Annotated in this window: 20 protein-coding genes; 12 read left to right on the top strand and 8 right to left on the bottom strand. The window is 57.2% G+C overall.

All coding sequences use genetic code 11. The features are described 5' to 3' along the window. Positions 1 to 10: 10 nt before the first annotated feature. Both ACR0DH_RS12525 and ACR0DH_RS12520 read right to left on the bottom strand, forming a co-directional pair. A complete protein-coding gene (locus ACR0DH_RS12525; protein ID WP_480549526.1) occupies positions 11 to 394 on the bottom strand; it encodes a carboxymuconolactone decarboxylase family protein in 384 nt (127 codons plus the stop codon). Positions 395 to 473: 79 nt separating this feature from the next. Further along, entirely contained in the window at positions 474 to 1,562 is a 1,089-nt protein-coding gene (locus ACR0DH_RS12520; RefSeq protein ID WP_480549524.1) for an aromatic ring-hydroxylating oxygenase subunit alpha, read from the bottom strand. A 154-nt stretch (positions 1,563 to 1,716) separates the two neighbouring features. Between ACR0DH_RS12520 and ACR0DH_RS12515 the strand changes: the two genes are divergently transcribed. The 3 genes from ACR0DH_RS12515 (at position 1,717) to ACR0DH_RS12505 (ending at position 6,241) form a co-directional block, all read left to right on the top strand. Further along, positions 1,717 to 4,203 carry an FAD-dependent oxidoreductase gene (locus ACR0DH_RS12515; protein ID WP_480549522.1) on the top strand — a complete coding sequence of 829 codons (2,487 nt, stop codon included), beginning with the start codon at positions 1,717 to 1,719 and terminating at the stop codon, positions 4,201 to 4,203. Between the two features lies 1 nt (position 4,204). Further along, positions 4,205 to 5,308, top strand: a complete 1,104-nt coding sequence (locus ACR0DH_RS12510; protein ID WP_480549520.1) for a mandelate racemase/muconate lactonizing enzyme family protein — start codon at positions 4,205 to 4,207, stop codon at positions 5,306 to 5,308. A gap of 99 nt (positions 5,309 to 5,407) precedes the next feature. After that, positions 5,408 to 6,241, top strand: coding sequence for an HTD2 family dehydratase (locus tag ACR0DH_RS12505; RefSeq protein ID WP_480549518.1), 834 nt, complete (start codon positions 5,408 to 5,410; stop codon positions 6,239 to 6,241). 20 nt (positions 6,242 to 6,261) lie between these two features. Here the strand turns inward: ACR0DH_RS12505 and ACR0DH_RS12500 are convergent, their stop codons facing one another. From ACR0DH_RS12500 to ACR0DH_RS12485, 4 genes are all read right to left on the bottom strand, one after another. Then, positions 6,262 to 6,822 carry a TetR/AcrR family transcriptional regulator gene (locus tag ACR0DH_RS12500; RefSeq protein WP_480549516.1) on the bottom strand — a complete coding sequence of 187 codons (561 nt, stop codon included), beginning with the start codon at positions 6,820 to 6,822 and terminating at the stop codon, positions 6,262 to 6,264. Continuing rightward, entirely contained in the window at positions 6,822 to 7,910 is a 1,089-nt protein-coding gene (locus ACR0DH_RS12495) for a flavin monoamine oxidase family protein (protein ID WP_480549514.1), read from the bottom strand. Before ACR0DH_RS12495 ends, ACR0DH_RS12500 begins: the two co-directional genes overlap by 1 nt. A gap of 13 nt (positions 7,911 to 7,923) precedes the next feature. Beyond that, the gene (locus tag ACR0DH_RS12490) at positions 7,924 to 8,592 is read right to left on the bottom strand and encodes a cupin domain-containing protein (RefSeq protein WP_480549512.1); all 669 of its coding nucleotides are present in this window, start codon (positions 8,590 to 8,592) and stop codon (positions 7,924 to 7,926) included. A gap of 139 nt (positions 8,593 to 8,731) precedes the next feature. After that, positions 8,732 to 9,619, bottom strand: a complete 888-nt coding sequence (locus ACR0DH_RS12485; protein WP_480549510.1) for a LysR family transcriptional regulator — start codon at positions 9,617 to 9,619, stop codon at positions 8,732 to 8,734. 104 nt (positions 9,620 to 9,723) lie between these two features. On the opposite strand from ACR0DH_RS12485, the gene ACR0DH_RS12480 reads away from it, so the two are divergent. From ACR0DH_RS12480 to ACR0DH_RS12445, 8 genes are all read left to right on the top strand, one after another. Next, positions 9,724 to 10,347 (top strand): glutathione S-transferase family protein, encoded by a 624-nt coding sequence (locus ACR0DH_RS12480; protein ID WP_480549508.1) that lies wholly within the window; start codon positions 9,724 to 9,726, stop codon positions 10,345 to 10,347. 38 nt (positions 10,348 to 10,385) lie between these two features. After that, positions 10,386 to 11,357, top strand: a complete 972-nt coding sequence (locus tag ACR0DH_RS12475; protein WP_480549506.1) for a pyridoxamine 5'-phosphate oxidase family protein — start codon at positions 10,386 to 10,388, stop codon at positions 11,355 to 11,357. A gap of 217 nt (positions 11,358 to 11,574) precedes the next feature. After that, complete coding sequence (locus ACR0DH_RS12470) at positions 11,575 to 13,668, top strand: hydantoinase/oxoprolinase family protein (RefSeq protein WP_480549504.1); 2,094 nt, start codon at positions 11,575 to 11,577, stop codon at positions 13,666 to 13,668. Further along, a complete protein-coding gene (locus ACR0DH_RS12465; protein WP_480549502.1) occupies positions 13,668 to 15,320 on the top strand; it encodes a hydantoinase B/oxoprolinase family protein in 1,653 nt (550 codons plus the stop codon). Before ACR0DH_RS12470 ends, ACR0DH_RS12465 begins: the two co-directional genes overlap by 1 nt. Then, the gene (locus ACR0DH_RS12460) at positions 15,317 to 16,384 is read left to right on the top strand and encodes a pyridoxal phosphate-dependent aminotransferase (protein ID WP_480549500.1); all 1,068 of its coding nucleotides are present in this window, start codon (positions 15,317 to 15,319) and stop codon (positions 16,382 to 16,384) included. The genes ACR0DH_RS12465 and ACR0DH_RS12460 overlap by 4 nt, the downstream gene beginning before the upstream one ends. Then, positions 16,381 to 17,121 carry a maleate cis-trans isomerase family protein gene (locus ACR0DH_RS12455; protein WP_480544746.1) on the top strand — a complete coding sequence of 247 codons (741 nt, stop codon included), beginning with the start codon at positions 16,381 to 16,383 and terminating at the stop codon, positions 17,119 to 17,121. The genes ACR0DH_RS12460 and ACR0DH_RS12455 overlap by 4 nt, the downstream gene beginning before the upstream one ends. A 134-nt stretch (positions 17,122 to 17,255) precedes the next feature. Continuing rightward, a complete protein-coding gene (locus tag ACR0DH_RS12450; protein WP_480549498.1) occupies positions 17,256 to 17,675 on the top strand; it encodes a hypothetical protein in 420 nt (139 codons plus the stop codon). 119 nt (positions 17,676 to 17,794) lie between these two features. Next, positions 17,795 to 18,265: a Dps family protein gene (locus ACR0DH_RS12445; RefSeq protein ID WP_480549496.1), complete on the top strand. Its 471-nt coding sequence runs from the start codon at positions 17,795 to 17,797 to the stop codon at positions 18,263 to 18,265. Position 18,266: 1 nt separating this feature from the next. Here ACR0DH_RS12445 and ACR0DH_RS12440 read toward each other — a convergent pair whose 3' ends face one another. Beyond that, positions 18,267 to 18,521 carry a DUF1289 domain-containing protein gene (locus tag ACR0DH_RS12440; protein WP_480549494.1) on the bottom strand — a complete coding sequence of 85 codons (255 nt, stop codon included), beginning with the start codon at positions 18,519 to 18,521 and terminating at the stop codon, positions 18,267 to 18,269. Positions 18,522 to 18,784: 263 nt separating this feature from the next. On the opposite strand from ACR0DH_RS12440, the gene ACR0DH_RS12435 reads away from it, so the two are divergent. After that, positions 18,785 to 20,038, top strand: coding sequence for an aminotransferase class V-fold PLP-dependent enzyme (locus ACR0DH_RS12435; RefSeq protein WP_480549492.1), 1,254 nt, complete (start codon positions 18,785 to 18,787; stop codon positions 20,036 to 20,038). Positions 20,039 to 20,094: 56 nt separating this feature from the next. Here the strand turns inward: ACR0DH_RS12435 and ACR0DH_RS12430 are convergent, their stop codons facing one another. Further along, the gene (locus tag ACR0DH_RS12430) at positions 20,095 to 22,884 is read right to left on the bottom strand and encodes a bifunctional aconitate hydratase 2/2-methylisocitrate dehydratase (RefSeq protein WP_480549490.1); all 2,790 of its coding nucleotides are present in this window, start codon (positions 22,882 to 22,884) and stop codon (positions 20,095 to 20,097) included. Between the last annotated feature and the right edge of the window lie 23 nt (positions 22,885 to 22,907).

Raw genomic sequence — 22,907 nt, 5'->3', positions numbered from 1 at the left:
TGGCAGCAGGTCAGAGCAGACCGCGCTCCTCCAGCACTTTCCGGGCAACGCGGAAGCACTCCAGCGATTGCGGTACGCCGCAATAAATGCCGATCACGTGGATAATGGCCTGAATTTCTTCTTTGGTGACACCATTGTTCAAAGCGCCTTTGCAGTGAATTTCCCATTCATGCATCTTTCCCAGCGCGCCGATCATAGACAGGTTCATCATCGACCGGGTCTTGGCATCGATCGTGTCATCACCCCAGCCAAAACCCCAGCACCAGGCGGTCATCGCCTCTTGAAACGGGCGAGTAAAGTCATCGGCGGCGGCCAGGTTCTTTTCGACATAATCTGCCCCCAGTGTCGCCTTGCGCTGCTCTAACCCTTTTTCGAACAGATCTTCATCCATCATTTCTCTCCTGTTTCAATGCTTTGATGATGGCGCGACCCTATGCCCGCAACCAGATCACAATTCCAGATTTTCACATAGATCAATCGACTGCGTCGCGCATCCATTGCTGTAGCCGAGCGATTGAATGCTCGCTCATCACCCCGCCATCGGGGTCTAGAACCAGAGGCCCGGGAACATATCCCTTGGATTTCAGGCCGCGATACACGGATTCGACCAGACGGATATCTTCGGCCACAGTTGTCTCGCGATCCTGAACCGCCAGCCCGCGGATCACATCGCTTTCATGCCCGCCGGTCGTGTACCAGCCGCGCCAGACCGTACAGGTATCAACGGATTCAGCGCGCCAGTGATAGGTGTTCAATACATTGCCTGGATAACACTGGAACGAGAACATCGGCCACAGGAACCATGACTGGTAGTCGCCCGCATGTGGCGCTGACATGTCGATGGGATAAGTCATCTTTTCTAGGCTTTGACACTCGGTTGTGTGGCGCAAAACATAGCCACCACCCATATCGGGCTGAATATCGTAGGTTTCGGGTTTCACTACGCCTTCCGCAAATGTCGGGTGGTTGGTCGGGCAATGGTAGCATTCCGAATAATTCTCGACCGAGACTTTCCAATTGCAGTTTTCCGGGATTTCAACCCATTCCAACGGTGCCAACTCATCAATCTGGGGAACAAACGCGGCAATCTCTTCCCGCACACCGGGATACCAGTCGTCCATTGGCGCGGCATCCTTGTCCAAATTTACAAAGATAAAGCCCAGAAAAATCTCAGTCCGAACCTCGGTCAGGCAGATTTTCTCACGATCAAATCCGGGAACCTTTTTGATGTTCGGCCCGGCGCGCAATCCGCCGGTTAGCTCATAGGTCCATTGGTGATAGGGGCAAACGACCACGCGAGTGTTGCCTGTACCAGTTACCATCTCATGCGCGCGATGCTGACAGACGTTGTAGAACGTGCGGATCACCTCATCCCGGCCACGAATGGCAAACAGGTTCTGACCGGCGATCTGAAAGGCAAAATAGTCGCCCACATTTGGAATATCTGCCGCATGCCCTGCAAATTGCCAGGTACGAGACAACAGCCCGTTCATCTCATTCTGGAAGACGGCTGGATCGGTGTAATAGCTGGCCTCCAGCGAATGGGTGAGCGGTTTATTCATTCCCTGACCTCGTAACAAAGCCCAAGTGATAGGCGGCAAGTTTGGCCTCAAAAACCCAAGCCGCAATCATTTGTATCATTATTCATTGACCGTGGTACATTTGTTTGAATATCAAATCCACAGAAATCTGCGACTCTCGAACAGGAATTTTGTGATGTCCAATAAAGAACTGCCGCAGCGCGCAAAGGTCGTCATTGTTGGCGGCGGCGTTATGGGCTGCGGCCTGGCTTATCATCTGGGGCATGAAGGCTGGGGCGAAGACGCGATCCTGCTGGAAAAGGCTGAACTGACCAGCGGATCAACATGGCACGCGGCCGGACAGATCACCCATTCCACCAGCTCCTACGGGCTGGGGCGGATGGTCGATTACAATATTGGCCTCTATTCCAAGACGCTTGAGGAAGAGACAGGGCAAGCGGTCACCTGGCATGGCTGCGGCTCGTTCCGGCTGGCCTATACCGAGGATGAGATGGACTGGCTGCGCCACACCTTGTCAGTCGGCCGTTCGCTGGGTTTCAATATCGAGCTGGTCGGGCCGGACTTCATCGCAGAAAAGCACCCGTTTTATAATCTGGATGGCGTTTTGGGCGCGCTTTACACCCCGGATGATGGCCATGTGGACCCGTCTAACGTGACCATGGCGATGGCCACCGGTGCGCGTCAGAAAGGGGTGCGCATCTTCCGTCATTGCCGCGCTACCAACATCACCCAGAATGATGCGGGCGAATGGGTGGTTGAAACCGAAAACGGCACAATCATTTGCGAGCATGTGGTCAACGCCGGTGGCACCTATGCCCGCCAAATGGGCGAATGGTCGGGCTTGCAACTGCCCATGACCTCGATGACCCACCATTATTTCGTCACCGAGAATGTGCCCGAATTTCAGGATCTGGACACTGAACTGCCGGTGATCCGGGATGACAAGATGGTCTCGGGCTATATCCGGATGGAGCAGAAAAAGGGTCTGATCGGGATCTACGAGAAAGAGAACTCGAACTCGGTCTGGCATGACGAATGCCCGTGGGAATACGAAAACTGGCTGTTCGAGGCCGATTATGACCGTGTCATGCCATGGCTGGAGAATTCTCTGGAACGCATGCCGATCTTTGCGGAACTGGGTATCACCCGTGAGGTCCATGGCGCCATCAGCCACCCGCCGGATGGCAACCCGATGGTTGGGCCTGCGCCAGGTGTCAAGAATTATTGGTGTTGCTGCGGCACTCAGATCGGGATCGGCTGGGGCCCCGGCCTGACACGCGAACTGGCCAAGTGGATGGTGCGGGGTGCCGCCGATATCTCGATGCGCGATTACGACCCCCGCCGCTTTGGCAGCTATGCCAAAAAGGACTGGCAGGTCATCAAAGCGCATGAGGATTACAAGCTGCGCCACGAGATTCCCTTCCCGCATTTCAACCGACTGGAAGGTCGCCCGATCAAGCCGTCACCGCTCTATGAGATCCTCAAGGACAAAGGCGCGGTGTATGAAGAGGTTTACGGGTTCGAGCGTCCCCGCTGGTTTGCGCCGGACGGCGTCGAGCAGCGCGACCACTACAGCTTCCGCCGCAATGTGGTGCATGATGTGGTGGGCGCCGAGGTGAAAGCCGTGCGCCAAGGCGTCGGCATCATGGATGTCACCGCCTTTACCAAGGTCGAGGTTTCGGGCCCGGACGCTTACGCATTGCTGGACCGTCTGACCGCCAACAAGATGCCGCAGAAAACCGGCTCGATCACGCTGACCCATATGCTGAACCGCCGGGGTCGGGTCGAGTTGGAAACCACGCTGGTGCGCATGGCGGATGATCGGTTCTATCTGGTCTGTGCCGCCTTCTTCGAACAGCGCCTGCTGGACCATTTGAACCACAACCGCGCCGATGAGGATGTAACCATCACGGCGCTGTCTGCCGAATGGTCGGCCCTGTCGTTGAACGGCCCAAAATCGCGCGATGTTCTGGCGCAATGCACCGATGCGGATCTGTCGAATGCCGGTTTCCGCTGGCTGTCGGCGCAGGAAATCACCGTTGCAGGCCACAAGGTCTGGGCGTTCCGGATGTCCTATGCGGGCGAATTGGGTTGGGAGCTACACATGCCCGACGCGGCTTGTGTTGACGTCTACACCGCGCTTTGGTCTGCGGGTGTACCTTACGGCATCGTCAACTACGGCTCTTTCGCAATGAACGCCATGCGGATGGAGAAAGCCTTCCCCGGCGCAGGCGAATTGACCAACGAGGTCACGCTGCCCGAGGCCAATGTGGGCCGGTTCATTAAGCTGGACAAAGACTATTTGGGTGTCGAGGCCACGCGGGTCAGCGCGGAACAGGCCGAGACAGGCGAAATGCCGTGGATCTGTGCCTATCTGGAGATCGAACCGGACGGGGTCGAGGACGGGCATGGCGGCGAAGCCGTTGTTGTAAATGGCGAAATCGTCGGCGCAACGGCCTCGGTCGCTTATGGTCACACGGTCGGCAAAATCCTGGCCTTTGCCTATATCAAACCGCACGCGCATGTGCCCGGCACAGAGATCGAAGTCATCATAGCGGGCAAGCCGCGCAAAGGGCGTATTCTGAGCGAACCAGCCTATGACCCGGCCAGCCTGCTGCCGCGCACCGACGCCCCACAGCTTGAACAAGTAGAGGAAGCCTGAAGTGAAGATCACGCGCATCGCGCTGTGGGAAGTCCCCCTGACCAGCCATGAGACCTACTACATGGCAGACGGAAAAACCTGCGACACCACCACCTCGGTGGTATTGCGGATCGATACCGATACCGGACTGCAAGGATGGGGTGAGGTCTGCCCCATTCCGCATTATCTGCCTGCTTATGCCAAGGGCGTAGTGCCTGCCGTCATGGAACTGGCCCCGGTTTTGATCGGGGCCGATCCGATTGGCCCCGAGGCGTTGATGGAGCGCGCGAACACCTACCTGTATGGCCATGGCTATGCCAAATCGGCCATCGATATGGCCCTGTGGGATTTGACAGCACAGGCGGCGAACCTACCACTGTACTGCCTGTTGGGCGGGCGACAGGTCAAGGACATGCCGCTCTATCACTCGATCACCTGCGTCGCGCCGGATGAAATGGCCCGAATGGCTCGCGACGTTTACGACGACGGCATGCGCCAGTTTCAAGTGAAGCTAGGCGCGGACGACGACTGGCAAGCGGATGTGGAACGTCTGGCCAGGGTGCGCGAAGCCGTTGGGTCAGGTCCCTTGGTGTACGGCGATTGGAACTGCGGCAGCGATGCGCTGACGGCCACTCGGGTCGGGCGGGCGGCATCTCATCTAGACGTGATGCTGGAACAGCCCTGCGCCACTTTGCAAGAATGCGCCCATGTCCAGCGTACAACCGGCCTGCCGATGAAAATCGACGAAAACGCCCATGACATCACCTCGGTGCTTGAGGCGCACCAACTGGGCTGCATGCAGGCGGCGGCGTTGAAACTGTCAAAGATGGGTGGCCTGTCTGCGATGCGGCAAATCCGCGACCTATGTCTGACGCTGGGCACCCAGATGTGTATCGAAGACACTTGGGGTAGTGACATCACAACGGCGGCCGTGCTGCATCTGGCGGCATCGACACCCGCGCGCGGCATCATGAATACTTGTGACCTGAGCCACTATGTCGGACCCCGCTTGGCTCCGGATTGCCCCGTGCGTCAGAATGGTCGCATCACTCCGCCCGAGGGGCCCGGTTTGGGTATCACGCCCGATGCTGACACGCTGGGCCAGCCAATTTCTATTGTTGATTGATCCAAATCTTCGCGCGGTTCGGCTTGTCGTTGGCACTGAGCAATCCTAGGCTGCCCCGAACTGCCACGGATCGTAAGTGGCGTAAACTTCGGGCGTAGTATGCCAAATACTTTCGACAATTGGATCGGGCGCAGCGAAAGCCACGGTGACATCCTGCGCCCCGAACCAGCGCGGTTCATGCAGGCCACGCTGGGGCAAGAGCCCGGCTTGGGCATTGGCGATCCGCTCCCCCCGCTGTGGCATTGGCTCTACTTTCTCGATGCCAAACCTCTGGATCAGTTGGGGCGGGACGGGCACCCGAAGAAGGGCGGTTTTTTGCCGCCTGTTGCATTGCCTCGGCGCATGTGGGCAGGGGGTCGATTTACGTTTCATACACCCTTGCCGCTGGGGGCGCGTATCAAGAAACGCTCGACCATCAAAGCCATCACTGAAAAAAGCGGGCGCAGCGGGGAGCTTTGCTTTGTCACGGTGGTGCATGAGGTTCTGGCCGAAGATGGCACGCTTGCCCTGACCGAAGAACATGACATCGTTTATCGCGAAGACCCAAAGCCCAACGCATCAAAACCCGCGCAACCTATCGCGCCTGCCGACGCAGAGGTTTCGGAAATGGTTACGCCGTCCGAGGTCATGCTGTTCCGCTATTCGGCCCTGACTTTCAATGGCCACCGCATCCACTACGACGTGGACTATGCCCGCACCGTCGAAGGGTACAGTGGGCTGGTTTTTCACGGCCCGTTGACAGCGACATTGTTGGCCGATCTAGCCAGTCGGAGCGTCAACAAACCGCTAAAAACATTCGCATTCAAAGGCCTGTCTCCCATCACAGGGATGGCACCATTTCAACTGCAAAGCAGGGCGAGTGAAGATGGTTTGGACCTTTGGGCCCGCCGCCAAGATGGGGTCAACGCGATGCAGGCCTGCGCGACATTCTGATCATCAGTTGTTAACCGCACTCAACACCGCGCCTCAAGCAATTCAACAGCCTGATTGAAGCTCGAGGTGTTTTCTTCGGCCCGTGCGGTCAAATGTGCCCCTTCCAACAGGGCAAGGGCCGCGCGGGCCTCGGCTGGGGCGGCGCCCAAAGATGAAATGGACCCATCCTGCGCCGCCAGTTCGAACACTCGGATCAGCCAGTTCACCATCATTGCTCGGAACTCAGATATCTTTTGGATCACCTCATCCGACAAGCTTTCGCGGCTGCCGATCAAGGCCACGCACAGACACAACGTTTTGCCACCGCCTAGCGCATCCCGGTAGATATCGATCAGCGCTAGCAGACGCTGGCCCGCAGTTGGCCAGGCGGCATCGATCCGATCACAATCGGCCTTCAGCGCGTCATGGTATCGATCCATCAACGCGGCAGTTAGTGCTGCCTTGGTCGGAAAATGATAGTGGATCGATGCTTTGCGAATGCCGACCGCATCGGCCAGATCTGCATAGCTGAACCCGTCAAACCCACGGGTGCGCGCTGCCTGCTCGGCGACGTTCAGAAGGGCTATTTTCGTATCGGTCATCATGACAACTCAACCTTTTGGTAGATGATAAGCCTTGCGGCCTGCTCCGCGGCTTCCAATGCACCTTCAACGTATCCACCGAACTGGGGGGCAACCTCGGTCCCAGCGAAAATCAGCGCCTGGTCCCAAAGACCCATCAGGGGTGAGGGCAGGCCATAGGTTGGGTGACTGAACAGCGGTTGCTGATCTTCCAATGTTGCCGTGAACGGGTCATTGGCCCAGTCTTTGACAAACAGGTCCAGCGGCTGTGCAGCCTCTGGCCCGAACAGCCGCTTGAGTTGTTCCAAGACCAGTTGGCGCAGACGCACCTGATCTTTGCGCGCCTGCGGCGGCAATCCGACAAAACCGAATAGCGCATAGGGCCCGTTTTGGGCGGGCGAGGCATCATGAATTTCAACCATCGGTCCCCGACGGCTCATCGCGTCGCCGGACAGTCCGGCGTCGCGCCAGAAGGGTGATGCGTAGATTGCGACGGCCTTGGCCTGACCCGCCATCCAAGTGGGAACCGCAAGCATCGAACTCAGCGCTTTGTCAGGCAACGCGGGCTCGAAAGACAACTGCGCAGCAACCCGCGGGGGCAGGGCGAGCACAACCCGGTCTGCGTGAACGGTCCGGCCGTCGGCAGCTGTTGCAATCACGCTATCTTCGCCCCGCGCGATCTGTTGTATTGGCATCGACAGGTGAACTCGGTCCGGGTGGACGCTTGCCGCCAAAGCGTCGATCAGCGCACCAAAGCCGCCGTCCAATCGCAGTGACCCCTTCATGGATGAAAACCCAAGGCCCCGCGACACGCGGCCTTGTTTGTCCTCATAGGTCAGCTCGCCTGCACAATGCTGTTCGAACCAGGATAGACCAAGCTGACCGATCAAGTCTGCAATCCTTGGTTGACCGGGCCAGAACCAGGCAGGACCCAGATCATAGCCAGTATCGCCATGATGCCGGGTCAGAATACGACCGCCTAGGCGATCCCGAGCTTCAACCAGAACAAAGTCATGCCCTTGTCGCGTGAGCTCTGTCGCGAGGCTCAGGCCCGAAAGACCCCCCCCGATGATCAGGGTCTGCGTCCGCCGTCTGGGTTGCGAGTTCATGTTCACTGCTGGATCAAACCGCAGGCGCTTTGGCATAAGGCAGATGGCCGGTCTTGATCCAGACCTTTGCACCATCTGGACCTGCCACAGCTGTCAGGTTTTCACCGTCAGGCAACCGTAGCCATGCATTCTTAGCCAGCGCATCCCCGCCCGCAGTGATCTGGCCGCCTATGACCAACAGCTCATGCCCACCAGCTGCATCCGAGATCAATTCCGCACCCGGATCAAGATGGCTGTAGGTGACGCGTTCGCGGGGATCTTCATGCAGGAGTGCTGTCGCAACGCCCTTCACTGGTGCGCTAAGCTCCTCCGCCATGGTTTTGCGAAACTGCGTTCGATCCTCCATGTCAAACTGCCAGAGTTTGACAAAGATCGTACATCCCGGCTCTGAACCGGGTGTGTGAGACGAGGTTGGTGGATTGCGCACATAGGTACCTTCAGGGAAATCGCCGTGTTCGTCTTGAAACACCCCGTCCAGTACGATGAATTCTTCGCCTCCGGTATGGGTGTGGGCCGAGAACGAACTGCCCGGTGCATAACGCACAATGGTGGTGGCACGGGCCACTTCGCCTCCGATCCGGTCCAGCATCCGACGGTCAACGCCCTTCATAGGCGAGGGCAACCAATCAATCTGGTCCGAGTGGACAACGACGCGGGCGGAGAAATCGGAGTTCAGTTCCATGGGAGGTTCCTTCTCGGGAAAGGTAGATTGGCATACAAGTTTCGCAATAACTATCTACTACTAGGTAGGCGGATTTCAACACCAAGTTTTGAACAACGATTTTTTTGTTGTACTTTAGGCATTTAACCGATCAAAACCGCTATGAATGCGCCAGAGCAGTGACCAGATAGTCGATCAACGCGCGAATTCTAGCGGTCAGGTGCCGGTTGGGCGGGTAAGTGGCGTAAAGGCCCAAAATCCGGGCCTCGTATGCCTCAAGGATCAACTTTAGCCGTCCTTCCGCCAAGAACGGCTTCGCGGTGTACAAAGGCACCCGCCCGATCCCCAACCCATCAGCGGCCATGTTCGCGACCGCGCGAGGCGAATTGGCGCGGAAATTGCCCGAGACTGGTACAAACAGCTTTCCGTCTGAGGTTTTGAAATCCCAACTGTCGATCAGATTGCCCGTCGTTTGCAGTAGGCAGTTGTGCCGTGACAGATTTTCTGGCGTTTTGGGGGCTCCCATTCGGCCCAGGTAGTCAGGTGCAGCACAGCAAACGATACGCATATCGGTCAGCTTACGCGCTACCAGCGAGGAGTCTTTCTGCGCCCCAAAACGAATGGCCAGATCAAATCCTTCATCCACCAAGGACACATGGTGATCAGACAAATGCAGTTCGATCAAAACGCCTGGATGTTCATCCTGAAAGGGTTTGAGCAGGTGAACTAACTCGGCCGATCCATAACCGGTTGGGGCGGTGATCCGGATGCGTCCGGCCAGCTCGGTCTGACGTTGCTGGACCAGCCCTTCCAACTCATCGAATTGTTCCAAGAGTGGCAAGCAGCGTTCGAAATAGGCCTTGCCGGTGTCGGTCAGGGTGACACTGCGGGTGGTGCGATGAAGAAGCTGAGCATTCAGACGCTGCTCTAGCTGGCCTATGTATTTACTGGCCAGTTTTGTGCTGATGCCGACCTGTCGGGCACCGTCTGTAAACGATGCGTGGCTTGCGACAGCTATAAAAACCCGCATTCCTGCGATGGTGTCCATTATCTACGCCACGTTCATAGTAATTCAACAAATGAATATATTATCGCCCAACTTTCCGCAAGTTATCTCTGGCTCCAGTGCAATCAAAAAGAAGGAGCCATCTGATGACACATCCCCTCCGCATTCACAGCTTTCCGCTGTCTGGCCACGCCCACCGGGTAGTTTTGTTCGCAAATTTAGCCGATATCCCTCATGACGTTGTAGATGTGGATTTGGCGGGCGGGGCGCATAAACAGGATGCGTTTCTAGCCTTGAACCCTGCAGGGCAAGTGCCGGTTTTAGAGGACGGCGATGTTGTCGTGTGCGACAGCAACGCGATCCTCGTTTACCTCGCCCGCAAATACGCCCCTGACTATTTGCCCAATGATCCGGTGCTTGAGGCTGAGGTTCAGAAATTCCTGACCCTTGCTGCTGGCGAGCTCGCCTTCGGCCCCGCAGCCGCCCGGTTGATCAATGTGTTCAACGCACCTTTGGACAAGGCGTTTACCCACGCAACAGCAGCCAAAGTGTTGGGCAAGCTGGACGCACATCTGGACGGGCGCAATTGGCTGGTCGGTGATCGGCCCACAATCGCTGATGTGGCCATCTACAGCTACACCGCCCATGCTCCCGAAGGCGATGTTTCGTTGGAACCCTACCCGAATGTGCAGCGCCTGCTAGCCAATATCGAGGCTCTGGAAGGGTTTGTACCAATGCCCAAAACCGCGGCCGGGCTAAACGCCGCCTAAAGCAGCATCTGAACCCAAAAGACACCGCGAGGTCCGCCATGAACGCCCCCCTTCAAACCGAGTATTCCCCGTTTCACCGCGGCGAACGCGAGATGCAGAGCCGCATCGGAAAACAGGACAGAATGGAAAAGATAGGTCGGACGGTGATCCGCCCGTTCATGCCGGACCAGCATCGTGAATTCTTTGCACAGCTGCCCTTTGTTTTTCTGGGCAGTGTCGATCAGGATGGCTGGCCCTGGGCATCGATCCTGTCGGGCCAGCCCGGATTTTTGTCCTCACCAAATGACAGACAGTTGAGGGTGCAGGCCCGGCCTCATCCCAACGATCCATTGGCTGACGCTCTGGTACACAACACGCCACTGGGTTTGCTGGGGCTCGAACTATCTACGCGGCGACGGAATCGTCTGAATGCAACAATTGGCGAAGTATCAGAAACCGACATACTGTTGGATGTGACCCAGTCTTTCGGGAACTGTCCGAAATACATTCAAACGCATGTCGTTGACTACATCCGAGAGCCGGGCAGCGAAGCGAAGCACTCGAAAATCGAGCGGTTCAATGAACTGGACACTGCCGCGCGTGACATGGTCGCCTCAGCCAACGCATTCTATGTCGCAAGCTATGCAGACACCGATCAGGGTCGCAGCGTTGACGTTTCGCATCGCGGTGGGCGGTCGGGGTTTGTGAAAGTGCAAGGCAACAGCCTTCTAGTGCCGGACTTTCAAGGAAACAACTTCTTCAACACGCTGGGCAACTTTCTTGTCACGCCGCGTGCAGGTTTACTATTCCCTGACTATCAAACCGGCGATGTGCTGATGCTGACAGGAACGGTAAACGTTCTGCAGGAACAGCATCCAGACATCGCGGTGTTTGAAGGTGCACAACGTGGCTGGCGGTTTGAGTTGGTCAGCGGCATTCGGATACATGACGCGTTGCCGTTTCGTGCGGAATTGACCGAATATTCACCGAACAGCCTCAGCACGGGGAGTTGGTCGACAGCAGCAAGGTAAGTGGTGGATACCCCGTTGGGTATGTCGTTCCGGGTCATATGTGTCGCAAATGCGCTAGTTCTGGCAGTTATCCAGCGCAACAAATGGCCATGCGCTATGTTTTGACAACCAACCCATTGGATCGCCGGGCAACCGGCTGTGATCTCGTTGTGATGTGCCAATAGAAGCCCGAGGGGCGTTCTGATTGGTCGAAGTCACATGCAAAACGAGATGAAACATGACATATGCGCTGCGCCTGGCCATAGATATTGGCGGCACCTTTACCGACACGGTTCTGGTTGAAGGCGATGAGACCATATTGGCCTCGGACAAAACCCTGACGACCCATCAGAACCCGGCGGACGGGGCAATGGAGGGCGCGCGGCGGGTGATGGCCGCAAGCGGGCGGTCTCTGCCACAGGTGACGGGGTTCATCCATGGCACGACTCTGGCTACAAATGCGCTGATCGAACGGCGCGGGGCCGTGGTGGCGACGATCTGCACCGAGGGGTTCCGAGATATCCTCGATATCGGGTATGAGAGGCGCTATTCCCAATACGATATCAACTTGGAAAAGCCTGATCTTCTTGTCCCGCGTGAGCGGTCGTTTGTGATCCGCGAACGTACGTCCGCCGAAGGCGCTGTGCTGATCCCATTGGATGAGGCGCAGGTCGGTGACTTGCTGGCCGAACTGGACGCAAGTGGGGCCGGGGCGGTGGCGATCTGCCTGATGCACGCCTATGCCAACCCGGCGCATGAACGGCGCCTGCGGGATCTGCTGGCTGAGCGCCGTCCAGACCTAACCGTCTCGATCTCATCCGATGTTAGCCCTGAAGCCCGAGAGTTCGACCGGCTCTGCACCACGGTCGCAAACGCCTACATCCAACCCCTGATGCAAAGCTATCTGGCCCGGTTCGCCAAGAAATTCGCAGCCGAAGGTGTGACATGCCCGATCTTGATGATGACGGCAGGCGGAGGCATGTGTACGGTCGAAACCGCAGCCCGCTTTCCAATCCGTCTGGTCGAATCCGGCCCGGCAGGAGGGGCCATTCTGGCCGCACGCATCGCCGCGCAAGCGGGACTCGATCAAGTTCTATCCTTTGACATGGGCGGCACGACCGCCAAGCTGTGCCTGATAGACGATGCAAGGCCACAGACTTCGCGTTCTTTCGAAATCGCCCGCGCGGCGCGGTTCATCAAAGGCTCGGGTATGCCGGTACGTATTCCGGTGATCGAGATGATCGAGATTGGAGCGGGCGGCGGCTCGATTGCCGGGGTGGATCGTCTGGGCCGCCTGACCGTTGGGCCGCAATCTGCAGGGTCAGAGCCCGGGCCTGTGGCTTTTATGCGTGGTGGAACGGAACCGACGGTAACCGACAGTGATATTACATTGGGTTACATAGTGCCGGATACCTTTGCCGAAGGGCATATCCAGTTAGACGCGATTAGCGCCAAGGCAGCGTTGGCCCGTAAAATTGCCGAGCGGTTGGACTTGGATGCGGTCGGTTCCGCGGATGGGGTCAGCCGCATTGTCGATGAAAGCATGGCCAGTGCCGGACGCATGCACGCTGTTGAGTCGGGCAAGGATCTGGGCCCGCGCACGATGATCGCTTTTGGCGGTAATGGCCCGTTGCACGCCGGTCGCGTCGCCCGTTCTGCCGGCGTGTCTCGCATCGTGATCCCACACAATCCGGGCGTCGGGTCGGCAGTGGGCTTCCTGTTCGCGCCGGTTTCGTTCGAGATTGTGCGCTCACACTATTCGCTGCTGAACAGCATGGACCTGGATGGGGTGAATGCCTTGTTTGATGCGATGATTTCCGAGGCGGAAGAGGTCGTGGCCAAAGGGGCGGGCGATGCGCAAACTCAAACCCGGCGCACAGCATTCATGCGCTATCACGGGCAAGGTCATGAGATCGAAATTCCTCTGCCGGACCGTGCGGTGACGCTCGAAGACATTGCCCCGCTGACCAACGCGTTTGAGGAGGAGTACCGCAAGCAATTCTCGCGCCCCGTACCTGGGATGCAGATCGAGATCTTGAACTGGGCCGTTAGGGTAGAGACGTTGGACAACACAGTTGCACCTGTGCTCGATACGCCCGAACGCACCATGTTCAACGCAACCGAGACACGCCCGATCACCTGCGATGTGGACGGCACGACAAAAGACGCGGCATTCATCGCGCGTGCCGATCTGGAACCCGGTGACTACGTATCCGGCCCGGCGTTGATCCATGAGCCTCAGACCACCACGCTCGTATCCGCAGATTTCTCAGCCCATATGGATGCAATTGGCAATCTAGTGCTGATCCAAGATCAGAAAGGAGGCGTATGATGAAACCCGAGCTTTCTCCCGCTCGCCTGCAAGTCATGTGGAACCGACTGCTGGCCGTCGTCGAGGAACAAGGACAGACCCTGATCCGCGCTGCCTTTTCCCCCATTGTAAGAGAATGCGGCGATATCTCTGCCGGGATCTTCGACGTCAATGGCCGGATGCTGGCGCAGGCAGTAACCGGCACACCCGGACACATCAACACCATGGCCGAGGCGGTTTTGCATCTGTGTCAGCGCTTTGCCATCCGAGACATGAGGCCCGGTGACATCTACATGACCAATGACCCCTGGCTGGCCTCGGGACACCTTAACGACTTCCTGCTGATGATGCCCGCGTTCAAGGATGGCAGGGTGGTTGGCTTTACCTCCTGCACCTCTCATCTGGTGGATTTGGGGGGCTTGGGCATGGGGCCAGAAGGATCGGATGTTTACGACGAAGGCCTACTGATCCCTCCTTGCAAACTGGTCGAAGAAGGCACGCCAAATGCGCTGCTGATGGACATCATCCGCGCCAATTCGCGCGAGCCGATTGCCAATGAGGGGGACATCTACGCCCTGATCGCCTGTTGTGAGGCTGGGGTGAACCGGCTGATGGCGATGATGGATGAGTTCGGGATCGACGATCTAGACTGTTTGGGCAATTACATCATCGACACCTCGCGCAAAGGCGCGCTGGAGGCCATCGCCGAGGTGCCCGAAGGCGTCTACAAGAACGTGCTGCGCATGGACGGGTACGAGAATGAGCTAGAGCTACACGCCACGCTGACCGTTACCAAGGACGGCATGCATGTGGATTTCACCGGCACATCGGGCTGTTCGAAAAAGGGCATCAACGTACCGCTGAACTATGCCACGGCCTATACGGTCTTTGCCCTGCGTTGCATCGTCGGGCCGGATATTCCCAACAATGCGGGGTCGCTGGAACCGTTCACGGTTGATGGTCCCAAGGGCTGTATCCTCAATGCGCAGCGCCCGGTGCCGGTGGCGATGCGCCATACGCTGGGGCAGGTGACGCCTGATCTGGTATTGGGGTGCCTGCATCAGGCGCTGCCCGATAAGGTTCCGGCCGAGGGTGCAAGCTGCATGTTTGATCTGCCCATGCGCCACGCGCCTGAGGTTACGGCCAATGGCGGGCGTGAGTTTGCCATCGAGCCCGTGCACAACGGCGGCACCGGCGCGCGACCCCATGCGGACGGGCTGTCGGCCACGGCCTACCCCTCGGGTGTCTTCGGCTCTCAGGTCGAGATCACCGAAAGCGTTGCGCCAGTGATCATATGGCGGCGCGAATTGCTGCCGGATTCGGGCGGTGCGGGCAAATATCGCGGCGGGCTGGGCCAGAGGATCGAGATGACCTCGTCCAATGGTGCGCCGTTCATAGTGTTCCTGTCGGTTGAGCGGCTGAAATTCCCCGCCTTCGGCCGGATGGGCGGCCAACCCGGCGCGCCGGGGCGTATCCGGTTTCGGGACGGGGTCAGCGACATTCCCGGCAAGGGTGAGCTAAGGGTCGAAGGCGGAGACCGTCTGATCTTCGACACGCCCGGGGGTGGCGGGTTCGGCGATCCGGCAGATCGGGACCCGGACGCGCTGGCGCTGGATCTAAAGCGCGGATTGATAACACCCGAAGGGGCCAAGGCCTACGGTGTTAAGCCATGATCCGGGCAGTCGATCATATCCGTGCGATGGCTCCTTACGCTTTGGCCGATCTCGGAGACGCAGGCACCGTTTCTCTGGCACAGAATGAAAGCGCCTTTCCGCCCAGCCCAATGGCTGTTGCAGCGGGTCAGGCGGTATTGGATCAGATGCCGCTTTATCCTGATCCGGACTGGTCTGATTTGCGTGCACCGATTGCCGAGGTGCATAACCTCGACCCTGAAATGGTCCTGTGTGGGGCAGGGTCGATGGAGTTGATCGGTTGCCTGATCCGAACCTATGCCGGGTCGGGGGACCGGGTGTTGGGCACGGATTACGGCTATGCCTATGTGGCGTCTGCCACCGCGCAGGTGCAGGCGGATTATGTGCAGGCGCGTGAGGTCGATCTGACCGTTTCGGTAGATGATGTCTTGGCCGCTGTCACACCCAAAACGCGGATTGTTTTTGTCTGCAACCCAGGCAATCCGACAGGCACTCTGATCCCGAATCCTGAAATCATCCGTCTTCGCGACGCCCTGCGAAACGATGTGCTGCTGGTGATCGATCAGGCCTATGCGGAGTTTGCGGATGCAGACCACAACCCGGCTGAAATTTTCGCCTTGGCGAAACGTGGTGATACGGTGGTTTTGCGCACGTTCTCAAAAGCATATGGGTTAGCGGGCGCACGTGTGGGTTGGGGTGTCTTTCCCCCAGAGATTGCATCTGAGGTGCGGAAGGTCCTGAACCCGAACAACGTATCGATTCCCTCTCAGACCATGGCAGCGGCAGCGATGCGGGATCAGGCGCATATGCAGGAAACGGTGAACCGAACGGCAGCGATCCGAGATCGCTTTGCCAATGAGTGCAGGGCGCTCGGCCTGGCTGTGCCACACAGCCATACGAATTTTGTGCTGATCAGGTTCGCGGATGTCGAAACCGCTCAGAAAGTTGATCACGCCCTACTGGCCGAAGGTTTGCTAATGCGGGGCATGGGCGGCTATGGGCTGGGCGATTGTCTACGGGCAACGATCTGCCCGCAGGAGATAATGGATCGCTGTTTGGCCGTGCTCAGAAAGATAACGTCATGACCCACGAGACCCGCACACGAGCAAAGATCGGTGTCTTGGTGCCCTTCACCAACACCAATCTGGAAGCTGACATGATGCTGATGCGGTGCCCGAATACGACAGTGCATTTTCAGCGCATGGGGGGGTATGACGTGGACGAAATCCCCGGCTCTGATCAGATGGCGGGGCTGGGGGCCTCGGATATAAGCCATGACCTGAGAATGATCGCTGGCGTTCGGCCTGATGTGGTTCTGTACGGTTGCACCTCGGCCACGCTGACCCATGGGCCATCTTTTGACGCGCAACTGGTGCGCGATATCAAGGCCGCGTCTGGTGCTATCACCTTCACCGCAGCCGGGGCACTGGTACAGGCGATCAAAGCACTGGGTGTGGGCAAAGTCGGGTTCGCCTCACCCTATTTGGGTGAGATCAACGCGCAGGCTGCAGATTTTCTGGCGCAGAATGACATCACGACGGTGCATTCTGCAGATATCGGGCGGGCGTTGGGAAACTATGGGCAGGGTGAACTGACACCAGATGAGGTGTTTGATCTTGCCTGTCGCGCAGATCACCCCGAAGCAGAAGCCATCGTGCTCAGCTGCACCGACATGCGCGCGGTTGAGGCGGTTGAGCGGATCGAAGACCGACTGGGCAAACCAGTGGTCACATCGAACCAGGCGATGATGTTTGCGCTTGTCAGGGCATTGGATTTGCCACGGCATCACGGCCTTCCCGGTCGTTTGTTCGATCTCATCTGATTGGAAACGCGACGACTCTGACGCAGATGTGGCAAAAAGTCAGTGTCGGACCTCTTGTGATCGGCAATCCTTATTACTATTGTCAGGTTTAAATCTGCAACTCACTCACGCAGACGAACAGGTTTCAGGCAACTATGCACGCAGTCGTTTACAATGCGGTTGAAGAACAGCACCTTGCGCCAGCCCAGCAAATGGCGGATCGGCCCTTGGCGATCATCAACCACTTGCGAATGGTTGCGCTGCGCTGCCGTTCTGCTGCGCGGGTCGATCTGGATCAGGCCTGTGCCTTGCTGTTGGCTGATCCCGCAGATGCACAGATGCGGCATGCGGAAACTTTGATGCGCGGCTTCCGTCAGGCGGTTGAAAAACGCCCCATCTTTCATCGTCCGGGTTCGTCCGAACTGTCCTTTGATGAGGCCTGGCTAGCGCGGTTGTTCGATGCCATCGAGCGCGAGGATGATGACAGTTTCCGGTTTCTGATCCAGTCCCGCGTTTCACGTTGGCGGCAACGAAACTTGGCTTTTCTGGTTCGGGCTGTCTCGGACCAGTTTTAGCTTCTTTAGAATAATTCTAAAAAGGTCTTGGAATCTCTGCCTGATCCTTTAGATAGAGGTAAGATCCCTGTTCTTGATCGACAAAAACATTTCGAACCCCAGGAAAAAAGGTGACTTCCATGACACAAACAGCCGTTGATCTGACCACCGACGCCCGCACCGCCATCGCAGATGCGTTGAACCAGTCAGTTGCTGAAACAGCCGTAACAACCATGTTGGCGCAGAATTTTCATTGGAATGTAACCGGCATGGCCTTTAGCCCGCTGCATGAACTGTTCCAGAAAATCTACGAAGATCACTTTGTTGCACAAGATGATCTGGCAGAACGTGTAAAGGCGTTGGGTGCCCATGCCGAAGGCACGCTGGCAGGGATGCTCAGGCGCTCGAAAGTTGAAGAACATGACGGCCAGGCCACCGACAAAGAAATGATCAAGCTCATGCTGGACGCTCAGGAAACACTGGCGGCCACTCTGGCCGGTGCAGGCGAACTGGCGGCCGAGCACGGTGACACCTTGACCGAGGATCTGTGCATCGGTCGTGGTCAGACACACGAGAAATTTGCGTGGTTCCTGCGCGCCATGCTGCGCTAAGTTAGTTGGCCAGGGGAATACCAACCTTGGCCTTCTTCTTTTTTAGCTTTTTCAGATAGGCCGGTCCCCAATGGGTGTACCGGCCCATTTTTTCCTGCTGGCAGACAAGCATCTGCACAAAAGCCTCTTGCTGATCCGCTCGTTTAATCGATTTGAACAGCTTCTTCTGGGATTTGGTCATCGAGCAGCCGATGCAATGACCCTCGCGCCGGAATTTGCAGACGTCGATACAGGGCGAAGGGACTTTCTTGCTCATCAAGACTACTCATTGAATAGGGGCCAAGGAATCGCCCCTAGCTGGATTTGTGGTTGTCACGTTCCAAATAAGGCGATCTGCTCCAGATTTCGAGAGATGCAGTTCAAAATTGCGCCTCACGGGCAATCAGCATTGTTGTTAAGGTGGGCCAAGACTGATTGCGGCCCTTTCCCCACGCAAAATGTCGTGGAATAAACCACTGAAACAGGTCGGGTGTGCTAGTACCTTATGGGCCCACCCATGAGCAGCGACAGGAACCCCAAATGATCAAAGACAATCCCGATCTGATCGCGGCCATCCGCGACCGTTTCGCCCATGTCGAGAGTTGCCCGTTTCAGGGAGAGCGTATCTTCTTTGAAAACGCAGGCGGTGCGCTGACTTTGAAAAAAGTGGCTGAGACCTCTGCGTTTTATGCTGCGATCCCTGACAATCCTGGGCGGATCAATCCGGCCGGGCAGGGCACGCAGAATGTGATCAACAAGGCCAAGGCCGATCTGGGCGTATTCATGAATGCCAGCTCGGGTCAGTTCTTTGCGGGGGAAAGCGGGACCGAGCTGTTGTTCCGGCTGATCCGCACCGCCTGTCTTGTTGTGCCGAAAGGGGCAAAGGTCATCGGGTCCTCAATCGAACACCCCGCCACCCGCAGCGCCGCGCGCCGTTGGGCTGGGATTGCCGGGCTGGACTATGTCAACGTTCAGCATGACGATGAAGCCGGGCTGGTCACGGCCAAGGATTATGCCGCGCTGATGACCCCGGACGTGGCAGTGGCCACGATCCTGCACGCCTCACCCGTCACGGGGATGGGGATGGATGTGGTGGCGATTTCCGCCGCGATCCGCGCGGTTTCGCCCAACTGTCTGATCATCGTAGATGGTATCCAGCACGCGGCGCACGGGCAGTTGGATCTGGATGCGTATAATGTCGATGGCTATGCGATCTCACCTTACAAAGTGTTCTCGCGCCACGGCTATGGCATCGCGTGGATCTCCGATAAGCTAAGCGCGCTGCCCCATGACATGCTGATCGACGCGCCCGCGACGGGGTGGGAGTTCGGCACCCGTGATGCCGGTTCTTACGCCACAATGTCTGATGTGATTGAATATTTCGTCTGGCTTGGTGGAGAGGTATCGGACGAGGCAGAACCGCAGAAACGAATCGAGGCGGCAGGCCGCGCCATCCACGCCTATGAGACCCACCTGACCAATGCGATGATCAACGGGGTCGGCAACCTGCCGGGTCTACGCGATATGGATCACATTCGCATTCTGGCCGGAACGGACAACACAGCGCGCGAAGGTCTGGTGTCGGTTGTGGTGGATGGCGTCCCGTCCGAACAAGTCGTCGAAACACTCAACCAGCAGGGCATCCGTACCCATGTGCGCAAAGCGGACCATTATTCGGGCAATGTACTGACGCCGCTGGGGCTGTCGGATTGCATCCGTATCTCACTGTGTCACTACAACACCGAACAGGAAGTGGCGCAATTGCTAGCCGTCTTGAAAGACATGGCAGCTTGAGCGCATGAAAAAAGCCCGACCAATGGGCCGGGCTTTTCAGTGATCAGATCAAAGCTTTAGAAATGAGCGGAATTGGTCGTCGCAGGTGCCTTTACCGGTGGCGCGAATTTGGTCAAATCAATGCCATCTACCGCCGTTTTGTATTCCTCGATGGTTGGGGTGCGGCCCAGAATGGCCGACAAGACCACAACAGGGGTCGAGGCCAACAGGCTTTCACCTTTCTTGTCAGGCGCATCCGCCACGACTCTACCCTGGAACAGACGGGTCGAGGTGGCCAGAACTGTGTCGCCTTTGGCCGCTTTCTCCTGGTTGCCCATGCAAAGGTTACAGCCCGGACGCTCAAGGTACAGGATGTTCTCGTATTCTGTGCGGGCTTGCGTTTTGGGGAACAGATCGTCGAACTCGAAACCAGAATAGCGTTGAAGGATTTCCCAATCTCCCTCGGCCTTCAATTCATCAATGATGTTGTAAGTTGGCGCGGCCACAACCAGCGGCGCATTAAACTCAACCTTGCCCGCGCCCTTTTCGAGATTGCGCAGCATTTGAGCGACAATCTTCATGTCGCCCTTATGCACCATGCACGACCCGACAAAACCCAGATCCACATGCTTTTCGGCATTGTAATACGAGATCGGGCGGATTGTATCGTGGGTGTAGCGCTTGGACACATCAGCATTGTTGACATCCGGATCGGCGATCATCGGTTCGACGATCTGATCCAGATCGACAACAACTTCTGCGAAGTACTTTGCGTTGTCATCAGGGCGCAGCGCCGGTTTTTCACCCGACTTGATTTCGGCAATGCGTGCATCTGCGATATCGATCAGCTTTTGCAGCATGCCGTTTTCATGCTCCATGCCCTTTTCGATCATGATCTGGATGCGCGACTTGGCCAGCTCCAGCGAACCAATCAGGGTCTCGTCATTTGAGATGCAGACCGAAGCTTTGGCCTTCATCTCAGCCGTCCAGTCGGTGAAGGTAAAGGCCTGATCCGCCAGCAGCGTGCCGATATGCACCTCAATCACGCGGCCCTGGAACACGTTGTCGCCATGCTGTTCCAGCATCTGTGCCTGCGTCGCATGCACCACGTCGCGGAAATCCATATGCTCGGCCATGTTGCCCTTGAAGGTCACCTTGACCGATTCAGGGATCGGCATTGAGGCTTCGCCGGTTGCAAGCGCCAGCGCCACAGTACCCGAATCCGCGCCAAATGCCACGCCTTTGGACATACGGGTGTGGCTGTCGCCGCCGATTATGACCGACCAGTCATCTACGGTGATGTCGTTCAGCACTTTGTGAATCACATCGGTCATCGAATGATAGACGCCCTTAGGGTCACGACCGGTAACGAGGCCGAAATCATTCATGAACTTCATCAGGCGTGGGGTGTTGGCTTGTGCCTTCGCATCCCACACAGAGGCCGTGTGACAGCCCGATTGGTATGCCCCATCCACGCTAGGTGAGACCACTGTCGCAGCCATCGCTTCGAGTTCCTGCATGGTCATCAAACCGGTGGTGTCTTGTGAGCCAACAATGTTGACCCGGACGCGCACATCAGACCCGGCATGCAGGGTCTTGCCCGGCGTGGTGCCCAGAGCGTTTTTGTTGAAAATCTTCTCAACTGCGGTCAGGCCCTGACCGTCATGGCTGATCTCTTTAGACGGCGCAAAAACCAGCGGGGCTTCGACGCCCAGTGTTTCGGCCGCGATGGTCTGCAGCTTTTTGCCAAAGACAATGGCATAGGAGCCACCGGCCTTCATGAATTCGACCTTCTGCGGCGTAAAGGATGCCGGCACATCAACCAGTTCTTCGCCATCTTCGCTCAGCAGCTTGTGGGTTTTGGTGTTGATCTTTAGCACCGTACCTGTGGCAACCGAGTATTTCTCTTCAAGGATCGGATTGCCGTCATTGTTCAGGATCGCGTTGCCGTCTTCGTCGACCTTTTTGACCCAGTTCTTCAGGTCAAGACCAATGCCGCCAGTCACGCCCACGGTTGTCAGGAAGATCGGCGAGATGCCATTGGTGCCCGCCACGACCGGGGCGATGTTGACGAAGGGCACGTAGGGGCTGGCCTGCTTGCCGGTCCATAGCGCCACGTTGTTCACACCTGACATACGGGACGAACCCACACCCATCGTGCCTTTTTCCGCAATCAGCATCACGCGTTTACCGGGGTGTTGCAGCTTCAGCGCCTCGATTTCCTGCTGCGCTGCCTCGGAAATCAGGCATTTGCCATGCAGTTCCCGATCAGCACGCGAATGCGCCTGATTGCCGGGCGACAGCAAATCGGTCGAGATATCACCTTCGGCGGCAACATAGGTGACGACCTCAATCTCATCATCAATTTCGGGAAGCTTGGTAAAAAATTCAGCTTTGGCGTAGCTTTCAAGAATGTCTTTCGCGATCGGATTGCCGGCCTCAAAGGCGGCCTTCAGACGGTCGGTATCAGCGTCATAAAGGAACACTTGCGTCTTAAGAACTTCAGCCGCTTCGCCAGCAATCTTTGTATCTTCGCCCAAGGCCAGATCCAGCAGCACCTCGACTGAGGGGCCGCCTTTCATATGCGACAGCAACTCAAACGCAAATTCCTGCGTTATCTCTTCGACATCCGCCTCGCCAAGAATGATCTCTTTCAGAAAGCGAGCCTTTTCACCGGCGGCACTCGTTGTACCGGGCAGCGTGTTGTAGATGAAATAGTTCAGTGAATCGGCGCGATATTCGTTCTGACGGTCGCGGATCTGATCGATAATCTCTTTCGCCAATGCGCCATCATCAATAGGCTTGGGGCTAAGGCTCTGCTCTTTGCGGGTTTCGATTTCACTCAGGTAATCTGTATAGAGGCTCATGGCATTTTCCGACGATTTGGGCG

This window comes from Ruegeria sp. I1 (assembly GCF_056532675.1).
This window is presented reverse-complemented; position numbering and strand designations above follow the sequence as displayed.